Origin of the sequence: uncultured Roseibium sp., from assembly GCF_947496995.1 — a bacterium.
Taxonomy (GTDB): Bacteria; Pseudomonadota; Alphaproteobacteria; order Rhizobiales; family Stappiaceae; genus Roseibium.
This window is the reverse complement of record NZ_CANMFD010000005.1, coordinates 446,745-464,339: the sequence shown is the minus strand read 5'-3', so window position 1 is coordinate 464,339 and position 17,595 is coordinate 446,745. Positions and strand designations below refer to the sequence as shown.

Sequence of the window (17,595 nt, the reverse complement as noted above, 5' to 3'; positions counted from 1 at the left end):
TGAATCGGATGGCGTCACCTCAACCCGCCGGCACGCTTCAGTTCTTGTCTTCGGGCAGTTCGGGAAGCGGCAGAACGGCAATACCTTCGTCCAGCAGGGCTTCCGCATCCTGCGATGTGGTTTCGCCGTAAATGCTGCGGGCTTCCGTTTCGCCATAATGCATCTTGCGGGCTTCCGCCGCGAAATCCCGACCGACGTTTTCCGAATTTTCAACGATGCGGGCACGCACCTCGCGCAGCGCCTCGACGATTTCCTTTTGGCGGACATCCACCGGCAGAAGAGCCGACGGCTGCATGGAGACAGCAGCAGGCGCCGCGGGTGCAGGCGCCGACGTTTGCGCCGGAGGCTCGTCCGTATTGGCCGGGGCGGACAACGCCTCCCTGGCTCTGGATGTCGATACCGAAGGCGCCATCAGCCCCTTTTTGATATCCACCGCACCGCAGATCGGGCATCCCACCAACTGGCGGGCGCACTGCGCTTCAAAATCGTCGGAATTCCGGAACCAGCCTTCGAAACTGTGGGCGCTGTCGCAAACGAGCGTGTATCTGATCACGCCGTTTCCCCCTTCAGCTCTTGGGCCACCTCACAGGTGAAGTCCCGCTCGTTGGCTATAGCGGGAATACGCTGGCGCGCCTTGACGACTTCATCCGTATCGATCCTGGCCAGTGCGTGGCCCGGCGCATCGTTGTTCACTTCGGCAATCACGGTCCCCCAGGGATCGACGATAAGGCTGTGGCCGTAAGTCTCGCGGCCATCCTCGTGAATCCCCCCTTGCGCAGCGGAAATGACGAAGGCGCCATTCTCGATCGCGCGGGCCCGCTGCAGAACGTGCCAATGCGCTTCACCGGTTTGCCGCGTGAAGGCGGCAGGTCCTGTGAGGATCTGCGCACCGGCGCGCGCCTGTGTGCGGAAAATCGCCGGAAAGCGGATGTCGTAGCAGATCGCCATGCCGACCCGCGCAAAAGGCAAGTCAACGACCACGGATTGCCTGCCTGGTTCGTAGGTGGCCGACTCGCGCCAGCTTTCGCCATTGGGCAGATCCACATCGAACATGTGGATCTTGTCGTAGCTGGCAAGGATTTCCCCGTCCGGCCCGATCAGGAAAGCCCTGTTGGCAACCTTGCCGTTACCGGCCAGAACGGCCAGGGAGCCTATGTGAAGACAAACGCCCAGCTCCGCCGCCAGCGACCGCGCCATTGCCAGGAAAGGGTCGTCACAGGGCTCTGAAATGCGCTCCATCAGCTCTTCGCGGCTGCGCACCAGCACATTCGACATTTCCGGTGTCTGAATATATTGCGCCCCGTCCTTTGCAGCCGCCCGGATCAGACCTTCGGCCACATCGGCATTCTCGGACGGCGTCTTGCCGCTGCGAAGCTGGATACATGCTGCGATGAACGAGGGCATCGGGCGCCTTCCCTCCGGTAGGTGCGAAAAAATCAGGTTGTTGCCACATCAACCTGCATTCATATGCCATCATATGAAAGCAGAAAAGACGATCAATCTTAAAGTCTTAGATCACCTTCCGCCTTTTTGCTGGCTCAGAAGCCCTGTCAGGAAGCGAGAAGGGCGTCCAGTTTTCCGGCACGCTCCAGGGCATGCAGCTCGTCACAGCCACCAACATGGGTGGAGCCGACAAAGATCTGCGGAAAGGTGGAGCGGCCATTGGCTTTCTGCACCATTTCCTTGCGCAGACCCGGATCGAAGCTGGCATCGAATTCCGTGTAGGCGGCGCCCTTCTGGTCCAGCAGCCGTTTTGCGGCCGTGCAAAACCCGCAAAGCTGGCGCGTGTATATGACCACTTCAGCCATTCATTTTTTTCCTTTTGCCTGCCGGAACGGCGGATACGTGTTTTAAGGCTAGGCGGGATCATCCTGCCCAGCCCGAACCGTTCGATAAGAAATCCCGGCGTTATATGCGTTCGCCGTACGGAAACTCAAGAGCCGGCATCAAACCGACAGGCCCCCGTCTCCGGATCGGACCGAGGGATCGGCAAGAGCGAAGGTGAGAACATTCACGGAGGCTGCTCCCGAGGCCAGGAGCACCTTGCTGCAGGCGGAGACCGTAGACCCGGTCGTCATGACGTCATCGACCAGGACAACGTGGCGGCCCTGCAGCTCCCCCACCCGCGCCGGGTCGACCGAAAATGCGGACCGGACGTTCCTGTGCCGGTCCTTTGCCGACAATCCCACCTGCTGGCGTGTGCGCTTTTTCCGTTTCAGGAGATCCGGCTCGAACTCACCGCCGCACTGCCGCGCAACGGCTTTTGCCAGATCCGCCGACTGGTTGAAGCGGCGCGACAACAGGCGCAGCCAGTGCAGGGGAACCGGAATGATGAGACTGTCCCGGTCGAGAAACTCGCTCCCGCTCCGGCTCATCCAGCACCCCATGGACCTGGCGAGCTCGCGTCGTCTGGAGAATTTGAGTGCCAGAACCAGCTGCCGCGCCGGCCCTTCGTAAAAGGCCACCGACCGTAACCGGTCGAAAACAGGCGGCGAGGCAATCGCCCTGGGGCTCCAGGCCCCCTCCCCGACATCGTAAGTGAAAGGGATTCCCAGCCGGTGGCACCATGGCTTTTCGATGAAGTGCATATCCTGCCAGCACTTTGGACACAGGCTGTCTTGCGATGCGACCCTGGCCTCGCAGCATAGGCACCGCAGGGGCAGCAGAAAGTCCAGCACCATCCCCGCCGCCGCTCCGGGAGCGGAGACCAGGTTCTTTCCGATCAACGGCGAATGCCACACCTGTGCGGACCTTTCCAATCGCATCCGGAGCCCTTGCCGACAAGGGCAAGTCTTTGACCTTCCGGTCCGGATACCATATGTGACCACTCATGTTCTGACAAAGGCCGAGTTCACGTGACCGCACAACCAGACCTGTTCGACCGGGTGCTTTTTCGATCCCGGCGCGAGCGCGCCCTGAGGGCCGCAAAACCCGGTGCCGACTTCCTCCTGCAGGCTGTCGCGGACGACCTGGAAGACCGCCTCTTGATGGTCAATCGCACCTTCCGCACGGCGGTTGATCTCGGCGGACATACCGGCCTTGTATCACGCGCGGTTTCAAGATCCGGCAAGGCGGAAAGTCTCATCAGGGCGGATCTGTTCCGGGCCGATCCGAACCTGCCGCCCCCCGATCTCGTCTGCGACGATGCGGCACTTCCATTCCGGGAACAGTCGGTCGACCTGATCGTGTCAGCTCTGAACCTGCAATTCGTCAACGACCTGCCTGGAAGTCTTGTTCAGATCCGCAGGGCGCTGGCGCCGGACGGCCTGTTTCTGGCGACGCTGCCTGGCGCGGGAACGCTCACGGAATTGCGCGACAGCCTCACGAGGGCGGAACTGGAAATTAAGGGAGGGGCGGCGGCCCGTGTCCTGCCGTTCGCGGACACACGCGATCTCGGCGCGTTGCTGCAACGGGCAGGCTTTGCGCTGCCGGTCACGGATCTGGACACACTCACAGTCCGCTACGACACCATGTTCGCCCTTCTCGCCGACTTGCGCGCCATGGGGGCGACCTCGGTGCTGAAGGACCGCAGCCGGACGCCTCTCACTGGAAAGATCCTGCTGCGCGCGGCGGAACTTTATGCGCAGAACCACAGCGATCCGGACGGCCGGATCAGGGCGACATTCGCCCTCGTGACGCTGTCGGGATGGGCACCGCATGAAAGCCAGCAGAAACCGCTGTCTCCGGGATCGGCCAAATCCAGGCTGGCGGATGCACTTGGTGTTCAGGAACGCAAGATCGGCGAATAACTCCAACAGCAGTTGGCGGCTATCTGTGTGACAGGCCCGGCAGGAGCGCCGTGATCAGGTGTCGTCCTCTTCGCCGCCACCCGTGGCCCCGGTAATGGCCTCCGTGATTGCGCCGTAGATATTATCTTTCAGGGAATCTCCGATCGCACCAAATCCGGCAAGGATGACAACTCCGATGAGAGCGGCGATCACGGTGTATTCAATGGTGGTCGACCCGGTTTCATCCCGGAAAAAGCGCTTCAAAAGGCGCTCGGCCTTCCGATAACAAGCTGACGTTCTCAACACTGCGAACACTCCCCACCAGGATCAAGCTGATCGGACGCGGCACATCGCCGGACCTGATGTTCTGCGTCGGTCTGAACGCAGATACCAGCTAGACCGCTTCCAGAAGATGCGGGATGAGAGGCTCATCGGCCGCCGGCATCGGATAATCCCGCAACCGGTTGGCGCGAACCCATTTCAGCGCCTGATTTTCCCGTCCCTGAGGCACACCGTCCCATCTGCGGCAGATGAAAAGTGGCATAAGGAGGTGAAAATCTTCATAAGCGTGGCTGGCGAAGGTCAAAGGTGCGAGGCACGCTTCCTTAACCGTGATGCCCAGCTCCTCGTCAAGTTCCCGGATCAGGGTCTCTTCCGGCCGTTCGCCCTGTTCGACTTTTCCCCCTGGAAATTCCCACAAACCCGCCATGGATTTTCCCTCGGGCCGCTGCGCCAAAAGAATGCGCCCGTCCACATCGACAAGAGCGCAGGCCGCGACAAGTACGATCTTGGTCATGGTCGGTGTCCAGTTCTGAGACATCTGCTTAAATCGCCGTTAGGCAATTCCGGCCGAAAGCTGCAAATTTACGAAAATTGTCCCGGAGCGCTCGTATCGAGCCCCCCCGAGAAATGCGACCTTGGCCTAACTGCGGTAATCGCCATTGATGGCGACATATTCCTTGGTCAGATCGCAGGTCCAGACGGTTGCCTGTCCGGCGCCCAGGCCCAGGTCGACGCGGATAACGATATCTTCTTCTTTCATCACCGCCGAAGCCGCCTCTTCACTGTAGGCGGGGTCTCTTTCACCGTCGACCGCCACCCGGATGTCTCCGAACCAGATCGCCAGCCGGTCCCGGTCCGCCGGTTCCCCGGCTTTTCCGACGGCCATGACCACGCGGCCCCAATTGGCGTCTTCACCGGCGACAGCCGTCTTTACGAGCGGTGAATTGGCGATCGACAGCGCGATCTTCTTCGCCGACGCGTCGTTCTCTGCGCCCTCGACGCGAATTTCAACGAATTTCCGCGCCCCTTCGCCGTCGCGGACGATCTGGTGAGCCAGGTCCAGCATCACGTCCCCAAGCGCCGCACGCAGGGTATCCACGCGAGGGTCGTCCAGAGACGTGACGGGAGCCACACCTCTCGCCTTTGCCGTTCCGGTCGCGAACAACAGGACGGTGTCGGAAGTGGACGTGTCGCTGTCGACCGTCACGGCGTTGAAGCTGCCACCTGTTTCCCCGCTGAGCAATGACTGCAGCACGTCCGGCGCAATGGCGGCGTCGGTGAAGATGAACGACAGCATGGTCGCCATGTCCGGCGCAATCATCCCCGCGCCCTTGGCGATGCCGTTGATCGACACGGTCTCGCCGTCCAGATCGACACTTGCGGTCGCCACTTTCGGGTAGGTGTCGGTCGTCATGATTGCCTTGGCCGCGTCCAGCCAGTCAGCGCTGCCCTGATCGTTTTTCAGATCTTCGACCACATGAGAGAATTTTTCAGCCTGAAGCGGTTCGCCGATCACTCCGGTTGAAGCAAGGAAGATTTCCGCGTCGTTGCTGCCAAGCGCGCCGGAAACGATTTGCGCCGAAAGCTCAACCGCGGCCTTGCCTTTCTTGCCGGTAAAGGCGTTGGCATTGCCCGAATTCACCAGAAGTGCGCGCGCCTTGCCGGCCCCCACACGGGCCTTGCACCAGTCCACCGGCGCCGAGGAACATTTCGACCGGGTAAACACACCGGCAACGGTAGTGCCTTCGCATACGGTGGCCAGCAGCACATCCGTACGGCCCTTGTATTTGATACCTGCCGAAGCGGTCGCGAATTGAACGCCCTCGATCTCCGGCATGTCCGGATAGGATTTGGGGGCGAGGGGGGAAACGGTCGTCGACATGGAAGCTTTTCCGGCACTCTTGGTCAATTTTTCGACTTTTCACCCGGTTCCGGACGAGAAGCCGCTTGATCTACCCAAAAGCGCTGAAGCGGCGCAAGCCTTTTCAAGCCTCGGCCGTAGATACAGAAAACCCGGCGGCTGCATGCCGCCGGGTCGAATTGCCATCGGGTTTGAACGATTATTCGGTCTTTTCGCCGTCTTCAGCCGGCTGAGCAGGTTCCACTTCGATAATTTCAACCGGTGTGGCGTCTTTGAGTTCGGCCATCCGGGCTTCGTAACGATCGCGGAAAATCTGCTGACGCAGGGAGTCGCCAACCTGCTCAAGAGCCGGCTTTTCCTCGCGGCGTGTCTCTTCCAGCTTGATGACGTGCCAGCCGAACTGGGTTTCCACCGGTTCTTTCGTGTAGCTGCCCGGCTCAAGCGCGAGGGCCGCCTCTTCAAACGGCTTCACCATCTGGCCTTTTTTGAAAAAGCCGAGGTCACCGCCATTGGGACCGGAAGGACCGGTGGATTTTTCCCGTGCCAGTTCGGCGAAATCCGCCCCGCCGTCCAGTTCAGCGACCAGCGCTTCGGCTTCCGCCTTTTCCTTCACCAGAATATGACGGGCATGCAGCTCTTCAGCGCCTTCGAAATCGGCGAATTGCGCGTCGTAGGCCGCCTGAACGTCTTCGTCGGAAATCGTTCCACCGATTTTCTGGGCAAGATAGGCATTACGCAATGCCTGCAGCTCGAGGAAATCCAGCTGTCTCTGGAAATCCGGGTCCTTGTCCAGCCCTTCCTGACGGGCTGCCTGCGCCATCAATTCCATGTCGATCATGGCGTCGAGCAGGAGCTGGCGCCATTGAGCGGGCGGGAAACGCTGCAATTCCTGGCCGGCATCCTGGGCTGCAAACGCCAGTTCGGCTTCGGTGATTTCTCCATCACCGACCTTGGCGACCACGTCGTCCGGCTCGGCGGCATGAAGGGTCGCGGATCCGAGCGACATGGCCAGGAGTGAAACGGCAAGTGCCTGAACCGGCCTGCGCATCGAAATTCGGAACATGAGACGTCCTTTACCTATAGGAACAGTAATCTTTCTTGCCTCCTGTGATGAGGGCTGGGCTACATTGCCCATTCCAGCGGCGTTGACAAGCATTGAACCCCCTCTTATCTGTCGGGCGTCCGGCTCGTGGGCCGGGAAGGCATCTTTTCGGCCGCGGTGACCGGCCAGCGCGTTGCGCTTGTCGGCAACGTGGACAGCAATTGAGACGATTTCATGGGCAGGCGCCGGATTGCCATTGGCGCCGCCTTTCAGGGAAGGACCGCCACATGGCTGGCCTTGGCGCTTTAGCACGTAAGATTTTCGGTTCTGCGAACGACCGGAAGATTAAGACATTTCGGACCAGGGTCGAGCAGATCAATGCGCTCGAGCCGGAACTTCAGGGCCTGTCGGACGACGCACTGAAGGCCCGGACGGCCGAATTCCGGACGCAGATACGGAACGGCGCGGATATCGAGGACCTTCTAGTCCCCGCCTTCGCAACGGTTCGCGAGGCTGCGCACCGCGCGCTCGGGCAGCGGCACTATGACGTGCAGCTCATTGGCGGCATGGTTCTGAACTCCGGTCAGATCTCGGAAATGAGGACGGGTGAGGGCAAGACCCTCGTCGCAACCGCGCCGGTCTATCTGAACGCTCTTGCGGGCAAGGGCGTTCATGTGGTCACGGTGAACGATTATCTGGCCCAGCGCGACAGCGAGTGGATGGGGCAGGTCTACAGGTTCCTTGGTCTCACGGTCGGCTGCATCACCCACGGCCTGTCGGACGAGGAGCGCCGCGCGGCCTATGCCGCAGACGTCACCTACGGCACCAACAACGAGTTCGGCTTCGATTATCTGCGCGACAACATGAAACACGACCGCGGGTCGATGGTTCAGCGCGGGCATAACTATGCGATCGTCGATGAAGTCGACTCGATCCTGGTCGATGAGGCCCGCACGCCGCTGATCATCTCCGGTCCGCTCGAGGACCGCTCCGAATTCTACAACTCGGTCGACACGCTGATCCCTCAACTGACCGCCGAGGATTACGAACTGGACGAAAAACAGCGCTCCGCCAGCTTTACCGAAGCCGGCAACGAGAAGCTGGAAAACCTGCTGCGGGACGCTGAACTTCTGAAGGGCAACTCGCTGTATGACGTGGAAAACGTCGCCATTGTCCACCATCTGCAGCAGGCGCTGAAGGCCCACAAGCTGTTCCAGCGGGACAAGGACTACATCGTCCGCAACAACGAAGTCGTCATTATCGACGAGTTTACCGGCCGCATGATGCCGGGACGCCGGTTCTCCGAGGGCCTGCACCAGGCGCTGGAAGCCCGGGAAAAAGTCCAGATCCAGCCGGAAAACCAGACGCTGGCCTCCATCACCTTCCAGAATTATTTCCGCATGTACGACAAGCTTGCCGGCATGACCGGAACCGCCTCGACCGAAGCGGATGAATTCGCGGACATCTACAAACTGGAAGTCGTCGAGATCCCGACGAACATGCCGGTCAGCCGCGTCGACGACGACGACGAGGTCTACCGCACGGTAGAGGAAAAATTCCAGGCCATTGCCAAGCTGATCGACGAATGCAAGGAACGCGGCCAGCCGGTTCTGGTGGGCACGACGTCGATTGAAAAGTCGGAACGCCTCGCCGACCTTCTGAAAAAGCATGGCTACACGCAGATCGACCTGAGCGATCCCGTCGCCTTTGCCGAAGCCCAGAAGACCGACGACGGAAAGTCCAAGGTGTTTGCGGTCCTCAACGCCCGCTACCACGAACAGGAAGCCTTCATCGTGGCGCAGGCCGGCCTGCCGGGCGCCGTCACGATCGCGACCAACATGGCCGGCCGAGGCACCGACATTCAGCTCGGCGGCAACGCGGACATGCAGATCGCGATGGAACTCGCGGACATGCCCGAGGGTCCGGAGCGCACGGCTGCTGAAGAGAAGATCCGCGCCGATGTGGAAACCCTGAAACAGAAGGCCCTGCAGGCCGGCGGTCTCTACGTGATCGGTACGGAGCGCCACGAAAGCCGGCGCATCGACAACCAGTTGCGCGGCCGTTCCGGACGTCAGGGCGATCCCGGCCATTCGAAGTTCTTCCTGTCGCTGCAGGACGACCTGATGCGCATCTTCGGCTCCGAGCGCATGGACTCCATGCTTCAGAAGCTCGGCCTTGAAGAAGGCGAGGCGATCATCCATCCCTGGATCAACAAGGCTTTGGAAAAAGCCCAGCAGAAGGTCGAGGCACGCAACTTCGACATCCGCAAGAACCTGCTGAAATTCGATGACGTGATGAACGACCAGCGCAAGGTGGTTTTCGACCAGCGCATCGAACTCATGGACAGCGAGGCAATTCAGGACGCGGTGGCGGACATGCGCCACGACGTGATCGACGATCTGGTGGCGAACCACATTCCCGAGCGCGCCTACCCCGAACAATGGGATACGGAAGGCCTTCAGGAAGAAGTCCGCAAGTACCTGAACCTCGATCTGCCGGTCAAGGACTGGGCGGCCGAGGAAGGCATTGCCGAGGAAGAGGTCAAGAACCGGCTCCGCAAGGCCGCCGACGGCGCCATGGCGCAGAAGGTCGCCAAATACACCCCGGACATCATGCGCCAGGTGGAAAAGGCGATCCTGTTGCAGACCCTGGACAACCTGTGGCGTGAACATCTCGCCAACCTGGATCACCTGCGGTCGGTGGTCGGGTTCCGCGGCTATGCCCAGCGCGACCCCTTGCAGGAATACAAGACGGAAGCCTTCACCCTGTTCGAATCCATGCTGACGCAGCTCCGCCAAATAACCACCGCGCAATTGCTGCGTGTGGAACTGGTCACCGAACAGCCGCCGCAGATGCCGGCCGAACCGGAAATGCACGCCCATCACATCGACCCTCTGACAGGGGAAGATGAAATGGCTGCGGCGGATGCCCGCCTGACGGCTTCGAGCCAGCGCGACCCCAACAATCCCGACACCTGGGGCAAGGTTGGCCGCAACGAGGTCTGTCCGTGCGGCTCCGGCAAGAAGTACAAGCATTGCCACGGGGCACTGGTGTAGACCGCAACCACATCCGAACTGAAACAGGCCGGTCCGATTCTTCGAGGCTGGCCTTTTTCATGATTTTCCGTCAGTTTACGCCCTAGAGTCGTGAGGACCCGGGAGCCTGTCATGCAAGCAGCAGAAGCTTCGAACATCTACGTCTCGAGACGGCAAGGGTCACGCTCCGCCACGCCACTGCTCAGCGTCATCGTTCCGGTCTTCAACGAAGAAGACGTCATCCTTCATTTTCTCGACGCGACCCGGCCGGTGCTGGAGCGGAGCGGGCTGAAATACGAGTATGTCTTCATCGACGACGGCAGCCGCGATGCGACGGCCGCCATTCTTGCGCAGAGGCTGAAGGACGGCTTGCCGGGACGCCTGCTGGGTCTGTCGCGGAATTTCGGCAAGGAAGCCGCCCTGTCCGCGGGCCTGGAAGCCGCAAAGGGCGACATCGCCGTCATCATCGATGCCGACCTTCAGGATCCGCCTGAGCTGATCCTCCAGATGCTGGAAGGCTGGCGTGCCGGCTATGACGTCGTCTACGGCCTCAGGGTCGACCGCTCTTCAGATACGCTCATGAAGCGCTCGACCGCGGGCATGTTCTACCGGTTGTTCGACCGGCTGGCCAATATCGAGATGCCCGCGAATGCCGGTGATTTCCGACTCATCGACCGCGCCGTCATCGATGCGCTTCTGAGACTGCCCGAACGCAACCGCTTCATGAAGGGCTTGTTCGCCTGGGTCGGGTTTCCGGCGATGGCGCTGCCCTACGAACGCCCGCCGCGCAAGGCGGGGACGGGCAAGTTCAATTACTGGAAACTGTGGAATTTCGCTCTCGACGGCCTGACCGGATTTACCACCCTGCCTCTAAGGGTCTGGTTTTACGGCGGCGCCTTCGTGTCGCTTGCCGCATTTGCCTATGCCTTCTACCTGATCCTGCATGTCATTGTTTCCGGCATCGATGTGCCCGGCTATGCGTCGCTGATGGTCGCGCTGCTGTTTTTCTCCGGAGTCCAGCTCCTGTCCATCGGCATGATCGGGGAATATATCGCCCGTCTCTTCAACGAGGCAAAACAGCGGCCGGTCTATATCCTTCAGGACGTCATCGAGGGGGACGCGGCCGGCGCGTCCGGTGAGGCGGAGCAGGTCCCGGATGGAAACTGACGCAAGACATCGGAAGATCCGGACCGAGACGGCGGCCGTTGGAAAATTCGCCGTTGTCGGCATTCTGGCCACTCTTACCCACGCCGGTGTCGCCACTGTCCTTCTGGAGACCGGCACACTGTCCGCCTTTCCAGCCAATATCTGCGGGTTCCTCGTCGCTTTCGGCGTATCCTTCAGCGGTCACTATTTCTGGAGCTTTTCGCATCTGCGCCGCAAGGGCGCGGCGCTTGCAAGCATGACCCGGTTCCTGGTGATCGCCCTGTCCGGGTTTATGCTCAATTCGGTCGTCCTGGCGCTCTGGCTCGAACTGACCCCCTGGCCGGATCTCGTCGGCCTGTTGTTCTCCATCGCGATCGTGCCGGCACTTTCCTTTCTGGGCGCCCGTCTGTGGGCGTTCTCCCACAGAGTGGCCGAGACCTGAGCACCGCAATGGCCTTTCATACCCCCTCCGCGACCCGCGCCGCCTTCCTGTATGGCAGCGTAATCTGCCTGCTCTACGCACTGATCCCGTCACTCACCTTTCCGGGTCCGCCGCTGGATGTGGTCGAAGGGTTTGCCTGGGGCCGGGAGCTTGCGCTCGGCTACACCAAGCACCCGCCCATGCAGGCCTGGCTGCTGGAAATGACCTACCGTCTCACCGGCGGCCATCATGCCGGCGGCTACTGGTTGAGCGCGCTCAGCGCCGCACTCACCTATCTGTTCATCTGGCAGCTCGCCCGCCGCCTCGGTTTTTCTCCCTGGCAGGCATTCTGGGCAATCGTCCTGACCAGCGTGACATTCTACTTCACACTACCCTTGCCCGAGTTCAATCCGAATGTGCTTCAGATCCCGGTCTGGGCGGGCATGATGCTGTTCTTTCACAGGGCTCTGGCAAAAGGACGCCTGCTGGACTGGATCGTCCTCGGGGTCTTCGCGGCATTCGGGCTCTACACCAAATATTTCGTACTGCTCCTGATCGGAACGATCGGCCTCTACACGCTGGTCTTCGCGGATGCACGCCGGCACCTCCTGTCGGCCGGTCCCTGGCTCTGTGCCCTGGTCTGCGCGGCATTGCTCGTTCCGCATGTCCGCTGGCTCCTGGAAACGGATTTCCTGACCTTTCAATATGCCGCCGACCGCAGCAATCCGGCCACCTCGTTCCTCGACCACATTCTCAATCCTCTGAACTTTCTTGCCGCCCAGATCGGCAATCATGTCGGGCTCTTCCTTGTGGTCCTGGTCGGCCTCGGCTGGAGCGGCATGAGAGCCGTCAGGACCGGCCTCCGGCAGGCGACGCGCACCCTGCCACCTCCCGGAGACAGGTTTCTCCTCTGGTTCGCTTTCGTGCCCCTTGCCGTCGTGCTGGCTGCCTCCGCGGTGACGGGCAACGAATTCGAGCATATGTGGGGCATGCCGATGTTCCTGCTTTCAGGCATGCTCGCCATCAGGTTTCTCGCGCTGCCGGAGCTCTGGCCCCACTCCCGCCGTGCGCTTGCCGCCGCTGTCGCGATCCAGGCGATTTTCCTTGCCGTCCTGATCGGACAGGCTGTTCTGGAACCGCACTGGAAACACAAGCAGACGCGCATCCATTACCCCGGGCGGGACATTGCCGGTCATCTGGCCTCGATCTGGAAGTCGGAAACGGGCACGGACCTGGCCTATGTCGCCGGCGACATGTGGTCGGCGGCAAATGTCACGATTTACGTGCCCGGCCGGCCCTCGATGTTCTACCTGCATGATGCACGCCTCAGCCCGTGGATCGACATGGAAGACGTTCAGGCCCGAGGACTGATGATCGTCTGGCGCGGCGACAGCGAGCGTCCCGCCCGCGAGATACTGCGCTATTATCCGGATGCGGTGCGCAGCGGCCGAAAAACTTTCCCCTACCGGTCCTCCGCCGGAATTCCGGAAGAAATCATCAATTGGGTGATCATCCCGCCCGGCGAAGTCGCGCTTCAGCCCGTTTCCTGTGTATCTGCCGGCTCGGACTGTCTGGAATCGGATGCGAAAGATAACTAACTTCACACCATGATCAGTATGAAGGACATCGACGGGGTCGAGGATTGGCTTATCGGCCAGGCCCTCGGATCGCCGGACATGGCGGCGATGTTCGCCGAAATGTGCGAAAGGCTCCGCCAATGTCATGTGCCAATCGACCGGGCTTTGTTGGGCTGGTCGACGCTGCACCCACTGATCGAGGCGGAAACCGTTTGTTGGGAAAACGGCGCCGACGTCCAGCATGAACAGATCGGTCATTTCCAGGAGGAAAGCGAAGACTGGCTCACCAGCCCGATCCGCTCGATCCTCATGAGCGGCGAACCGGTGATGCGGCGGCGTCTGGCCAACAGCAACGCACCGTTCGATTTTCCCTTGCTCGCCAGCCTTAGCGAGCGTGGTTACAGCGACTACATGGTCATGGTCACTGCCTTCGAATTGCCGACGATACGCGAGGAAGTCTCCACTTCTGGCATCGTGGTGACCTGGGCGACCCGTGAGGAGAACGGTTTCACCGACGAAGCACTGGCCGCCATCACCTATATTCAAAAACGGCTGGCCCTTGCCGCCCGTGCCACCCTGCAGAGCCAGATCAGCCGCACCATCGCCGAAACCTATCTGGGCAAGATCGCCGGCGGCAAGGTGCTTGCCGGCCAGATCCGTCATGGCGATGGGGAAACCATAGATGCCGTGATTTTCTACAGCGACATGCGCAACTCCACGGCCATCGCCGAACACCTGGGTCCCGATGCCTATCTGTCCTGGCTCAACACCTATTTTCAGGCCACTGCAGGCGCGATACTGGACAACGGCGGCGAGGTGCTGGATTTCATCGGCGACGCTGTCCTTGGCGTCTTCCCGATCGGTGAGCAGAGCCTGGAAACCGCCGTGGAGCAAGCCATCGCCGCCGCGGATACAACGCGCAAGCGGCTGAAGTCCGTCAACGCGGAGCCGGCATCCGCGCAGCCGCTGAAAGCCGGCATCGCTCTTTCCGTCGGAACGGTGATGTTCGGCAACATCGGCGTTCCGCACCGAATGACCTTCTCCGTCATCGGCCAGACCGTACATGCCGCCGCGCGGATCGAAAGCCTAACCAAAACCGTGGGCGTGGATGTTCTCATGACCGCCGATGTCGCCAGGCGCACCGGCGCAAGAGCGCGCCCTGTCGGTGATTTCGCGCTGAGCGGTTTCGCCGCCCCGCAACCTCTTTTCGCCTTGGAATAAGCCGCCCGCTTCCCTAAAAAGCTATTCTCACCCTTCGCGGCGCCGATGCCGGACCCACCCGCCAATTCAAAAGTACCGGAACGACATGACCGACATCCGCCCAGCCACCCCGACGCATCTGCCCTTCCGGGACCAGGAGGCCGGCGGAGACGATACGGGCGCGCCCGTTGTCCTTTTGCATGGCTTCGGCGGTGATCGCCAGACCTGGCTGAACATCCAGACCGGTCTCGCCCCGCAAAAAAGGTCCATCGCCTTCGACCTCCCCGGTCATGGAGAAGCTCTCGACTGGCCGAGGATCGGCAATGCCGGTCTCGCCGCCAAGGCCGTGTCGCACTCCCTGGAGGCACTCGGTCTGACCCAGGTGCATCTGGTCGGTCACTCCATGGGCGGAGCCATCGCCGCGCTGATCGCCTTGAGATCCCCAGAAATCGTTGCGAGCCTCACGCTGCTGGCTCCGGGCGGCTTCGGACCGGAAATCAACCACCGCCTCCTGCGCCGCTACGCCGCGGCAACGGATGCGGCTGAAATGGAAACCCTGCTGGAGCAGTTTTTCGGCTGGGAATTCAAGCTGCCGAAATTCCTGGCAAAAACCGCCGCCGAAAGCCGCGCCCGGCCGGGCGCCGCCGCAACGCTGCAGGCCATCGCCGACGAGATCATCGACGGCAATGTGCAAAAGACCCTGCCCAGGGACGAACTCGCAGCCCTGCCCCTGCCCATCAGGGTCGTCTGGGGCACCCAGGACCGGGTTCTTCCCACCCGCCAGGCTCACAAGCTGCCCGGCATGGTGGCCACGCACATCTTCGAACGAGTCGGCCACATGGTGCACCTGGAAATTCCCAGGGAAGTCACCCGGCTCATTCTTCTGAACAGCGGCGTGCGGTAGCATTCATTCCGCGACTGGAGTAGGCAGGATGCCAGCCAGTTTCGACTACCCTGTTTCGGCGGCAGCAGAACCGCTCGCAATTTTTCGGAGTAAAAATGTCGCTCAACACCGCTTTGCCGCGCGACGTGATCGTCACTGCCGTATCAGGATATCAACCGAAGGACCTGGCGGTCTGGTACAATTCCCTGAAGGCGGCGGGATACAAGGGACGCACCGTCGCTGTCGCCTATGACGTCAGCGAGGCCCTGGTCGAATACATGACCCATATGGGGTCGATTGTTATTACCTTTGATCACGACGAAAAGAAGCGGCGCTACTCCTATTCGCAGCTCAACGAAGAAATCGCGGATCGGACCGACGCGGGCAGGCTTTACTCCGACAGGCGCTGGACCTGGAACAAGCGTCTCCTCAGGTTCAAGGACAAGATCTATGACCGGCGTTTCTTTCACGCCGGACATCTGGTCAGAAAACACCTGGAGGCTCTCGGCGAGCCCATTCGCTTCGTCGCCTTCTCCGACAGCAGGGACGTGGTTTTCCAGAGTGATCCGTTCAGCTGGATGGAGAACAACCTGACCCCGGACAAGGACCTGGTGGTCGGTGAGGAAAGCATTACGCATCAGGACCCGTGGAACCGCCGGAATGTCCTGAAAACCTACGGTCACCATGCACTGGAACGCGTCGAGAACCTTCCGGTCTGCTGCGCCGGATATTTCGCCGGCCGATATGACGCGATGATGGATTTCATGCTCGCCGTCTACTATTTCGACCAGACCAAACGAAGCGGTGATCAGGCCGCCTTCAACCAGCTTCTGACATTCGCCGGCTGGAAGGAAAAGACGGCCAAGGTGAACTGGCAGGTTCCCTGGCTGCTGCATGCGGTGAGCGCGAATGTCAGCCCGAAGGTAGAAAGCTTCTGCATGCCCGCGGAGTCAGTTCCCGTGTTTGAAGACGGTGTGGTGATGACATCGGACAGGCAGCCCTATGCGATCGTCCATCAATATGACCGCAACAAAGAGATGACGGCCCACTTTCTGGAAAAATTCGGTCAGGTGGAATAACTCCGGCAAACAGCCGGACCGGCCGAACCAGGACGGAAATCAGGCCTCCGGCAGCAATCCCTCGCGCCAGGTTTCCCCGATAACCCGGCGAGCCATCATGTGGGAACGCGGCGCGTTGATGCTGTCGACGGCGATAAGCTGTCCGGCCTTCAGATAGGCGACATAGAATTTCCGGTCTTCCGTCGAACCGACGACGACCGTGTCGTCATAGCCGTCCGAAAGCCCGGCGATCTGCAGCTTGATGTCATACTGGTCGGACCAGAACCAGGGCAGCGGATCGTAGTCGACGTCCTGGCCCACCAGGGCCTGCGCCACAATCTTGGCCTGATCGATCGCGTTCTGCACGCTCTCCATCCGCACGGACCGCTTGTAGCGGTTGGAATAGAACCGTGTGCAGTCGCCTGCCGCATAGATGTCCGGGTCGCTGGTCTGGCCCGAACCGTCCACCAGAATGCCGTTGTCGGTCTCCACACCGGCCTCCTCCGCGAGGCTGTCGTTCGGCTCCGCGCCGACGGCCATCAGCACGAGACCTGCCGGGACTGTTTCCCCTGTCGCCAGCCTGACACCCGTGGCGTCGCCGTTGCCTTCGATTGCCTCGATACCCGTGTTGAGGCGAAGATCTATGCCCTTCGAGCTGTGCAGGTCGGCGAAAAAGGCGGATACGGTCTCGCTCACCACACGTTTCATCGGACGGTCCTGGGCTTCGATAACGCTCACGTCCTTGCCCAGTCCCTTGGCCACCGCGGCCACTTCCAGGCCGATATAACCGGCACCGATGATCGCGACCCGCGTGCAGGTCTCCAGCCTTTTGCGGATGACATCGACATCGGCGATCGAGCGCAGCGTCAGGACGCCCTGCTTGTCGGCGCCCTTGATGGGCAGCGAGCGCGCACGGGTCCCCGTCGCCAGAACGAGCTTGCCGTAAGGCAGCGTGTCGCCGTTCTCCAGCCGCAGGCGTTTCGACTTCCGGTCAATCGCGGCGACCCTCGTGTCGGGAATAAGATCGATGTCGTTGGCGGCGAAAAACGCCGGAGGGCGCAGCAAGAGGCCGTCCGTTTCGATTTCTCCGGCCAGAAACTTCTTTGAAAGCGGCGGTCTCTGGTAGGGAAGATACGGCTCGTCACCGATCAGGCGCAGCGGTCCTTCAAATCCGCCCTGACGCAAGGATTGGGCAACCTGCGCACCCGCCTGCCCCGCACCGATGATGACGATTTCTTCCTGCATTCCGTCCGACCTCTTCATGCCTGGCTTTTCGCACCGATATCTGCGTATGGCCTAACATGAAGTCCGGCAACCCGCCAGAAGGGCGAATTGCCGCGAGGGCGTATCCGAAAGGACCGC

17 protein-coding genes are annotated in these 17,595 nt (G+C 61.0%); 8 read left to right on the top strand and 9 right to left on the bottom strand.

The annotated features are described in order from the left end of the window. Positions 1–37: 37 nt before the first annotated feature. The 4 genes from Q1B40_RS21025 to Q1B40_RS21010 form a co-directional block, all read right to left on the bottom strand. Positions 38–553 (bottom strand): DUF1178 family protein, encoded by a 516-nt coding sequence (locus Q1B40_RS21025; protein WP_299818994.1) that lies wholly within the window; start codon positions 551–553, stop codon positions 38–40. Then, complete coding sequence (locus Q1B40_RS21020) at positions 550–1,404, bottom strand: carbon-nitrogen hydrolase family protein (protein ID WP_299818991.1); 855 nt, start codon at positions 1,402–1,404, stop codon at positions 550–552. Before Q1B40_RS21020 ends, Q1B40_RS21025 begins: the two co-directional genes overlap by 4 nt. A gap of 146 nt (positions 1,405–1,550) precedes the next feature. Further along, on the bottom strand, positions 1,551–1,808 hold the full coding sequence (gene grxC / locus Q1B40_RS21015; RefSeq protein WP_299818988.1) for a glutaredoxin 3: 258 nt from the start codon (positions 1,806–1,808) through the stop codon (positions 1,551–1,553). 138 nt (positions 1,809–1,946) lie between these two features. Beyond that, positions 1,947–2,726 (bottom strand): ComF family protein, encoded by a 780-nt coding sequence (locus tag Q1B40_RS21010; protein WP_299818985.1) that lies wholly within the window; start codon positions 2,724–2,726, stop codon positions 1,947–1,949. Positions 2,727–2,855: 129 nt separating this feature from the next. Here Q1B40_RS21010 and Q1B40_RS21005 point away from each other — a divergent pair, with 129 nt between their 5' ends. Continuing rightward, positions 2,856–3,749, top strand: a complete 894-nt coding sequence (locus tag Q1B40_RS21005) for a methyltransferase domain-containing protein (RefSeq protein WP_299818982.1) — start codon at positions 2,856–2,858, stop codon at positions 3,747–3,749. A gap of 54 nt (positions 3,750–3,803) precedes the next feature. Here the strand turns inward: Q1B40_RS21005 and Q1B40_RS21000 are convergent, their stop codons facing one another. The 4 genes from Q1B40_RS21000 to Q1B40_RS20985 form a co-directional block, all read right to left on the bottom strand. Continuing rightward, positions 3,804–3,992, bottom strand: coding sequence for a Flp family type IVb pilin (locus Q1B40_RS21000; RefSeq protein WP_299818979.1), 189 nt, complete (start codon positions 3,990–3,992; stop codon positions 3,804–3,806). Between the two features lie 130 nt (positions 3,993–4,122). After that, positions 4,123–4,524: an 8-oxo-dGTP diphosphatase MutT gene (gene mutT, locus Q1B40_RS20995; RefSeq protein ID WP_299818977.1), complete on the bottom strand. Its 402-nt coding sequence runs from the start codon at positions 4,522–4,524 to the stop codon at positions 4,123–4,125. Between the two features lie 126 nt (positions 4,525–4,650). Further along, complete coding sequence (argJ, locus tag Q1B40_RS20990; protein WP_299818974.1) at positions 4,651–5,892, bottom strand: bifunctional glutamate N-acetyltransferase/amino-acid acetyltransferase ArgJ; 1,242 nt, start codon at positions 5,890–5,892, stop codon at positions 4,651–4,653. Positions 5,893–6,070: 178 nt separating this feature from the next. Further along, positions 6,071–6,934, bottom strand: coding sequence for a peptidylprolyl isomerase (locus Q1B40_RS20985; RefSeq protein WP_299818971.1), 864 nt, complete (start codon positions 6,932–6,934; stop codon positions 6,071–6,073). Positions 6,935–7,200: 266 nt separating this feature from the next. Between Q1B40_RS20985 and secA the strand changes: the two genes are divergently transcribed. The 7 genes from secA to Q1B40_RS20950 all read left to right on the top strand — a co-directional run bounded on the left by secA (position 7,201) and on the right by Q1B40_RS20950 (position 16,254). Further along, the gene (gene secA / locus Q1B40_RS20980) at positions 7,201–9,969 is read left to right on the top strand and encodes a preprotein translocase subunit SecA (protein ID WP_299818969.1); all 2,769 of its coding nucleotides are present in this window, start codon (positions 7,201–7,203) and stop codon (positions 9,967–9,969) included. A gap of 111 nt (positions 9,970–10,080) precedes the next feature. Then, the gene (locus Q1B40_RS20975; protein ID WP_299818966.1) at positions 10,081–11,115 is read left to right on the top strand and encodes a glycosyltransferase family 2 protein; all 1,035 of its coding nucleotides are present in this window, start codon (positions 10,081–10,083) and stop codon (positions 11,113–11,115) included. Then, positions 11,105–11,536 (top strand): GtrA family protein, encoded by a 432-nt coding sequence (locus Q1B40_RS20970; RefSeq protein ID WP_299818964.1) that lies wholly within the window; start codon positions 11,105–11,107, stop codon positions 11,534–11,536. The genes Q1B40_RS20975 and Q1B40_RS20970 overlap by 11 nt, the downstream gene beginning before the upstream one ends. Positions 11,537–11,544: 8 nt before the next feature. Beyond that, complete coding sequence (locus Q1B40_RS20965; RefSeq protein WP_299818961.1) at positions 11,545–13,113, top strand: glycosyltransferase family 39 protein; 1,569 nt, start codon at positions 11,545–11,547, stop codon at positions 13,111–13,113. 9 nt (positions 13,114–13,122) lie between these two features. Then, positions 13,123–14,313 (top strand): adenylate/guanylate cyclase domain-containing protein, encoded by a 1,191-nt coding sequence (locus tag Q1B40_RS20960; protein WP_299818958.1) that lies wholly within the window; start codon positions 13,123–13,125, stop codon positions 14,311–14,313. A gap of 85 nt (positions 14,314–14,398) precedes the next feature. After that, positions 14,399–15,196, top strand: a complete 798-nt coding sequence (locus tag Q1B40_RS20955; protein WP_299818956.1) for an alpha/beta fold hydrolase — start codon at positions 14,399–14,401, stop codon at positions 15,194–15,196. Between the two features lie 95 nt (positions 15,197–15,291). Next, positions 15,292–16,254: a putative nucleotide-diphospho-sugar transferase gene (locus Q1B40_RS20950; protein WP_299818953.1), complete on the top strand. Its 963-nt coding sequence runs from the start codon at positions 15,292–15,294 to the stop codon at positions 16,252–16,254. 39 nt (positions 16,255–16,293) lie between these two features. Here the strand turns inward: Q1B40_RS20950 and Q1B40_RS20945 are convergent, their stop codons facing one another. Next, complete coding sequence (locus Q1B40_RS20945) at positions 16,294–17,478, bottom strand: FAD-dependent oxidoreductase (protein WP_299818951.1); 1,185 nt, start codon at positions 17,476–17,478, stop codon at positions 16,294–16,296. Positions 17,479–17,595: the final 117 nt, after the last annotated feature.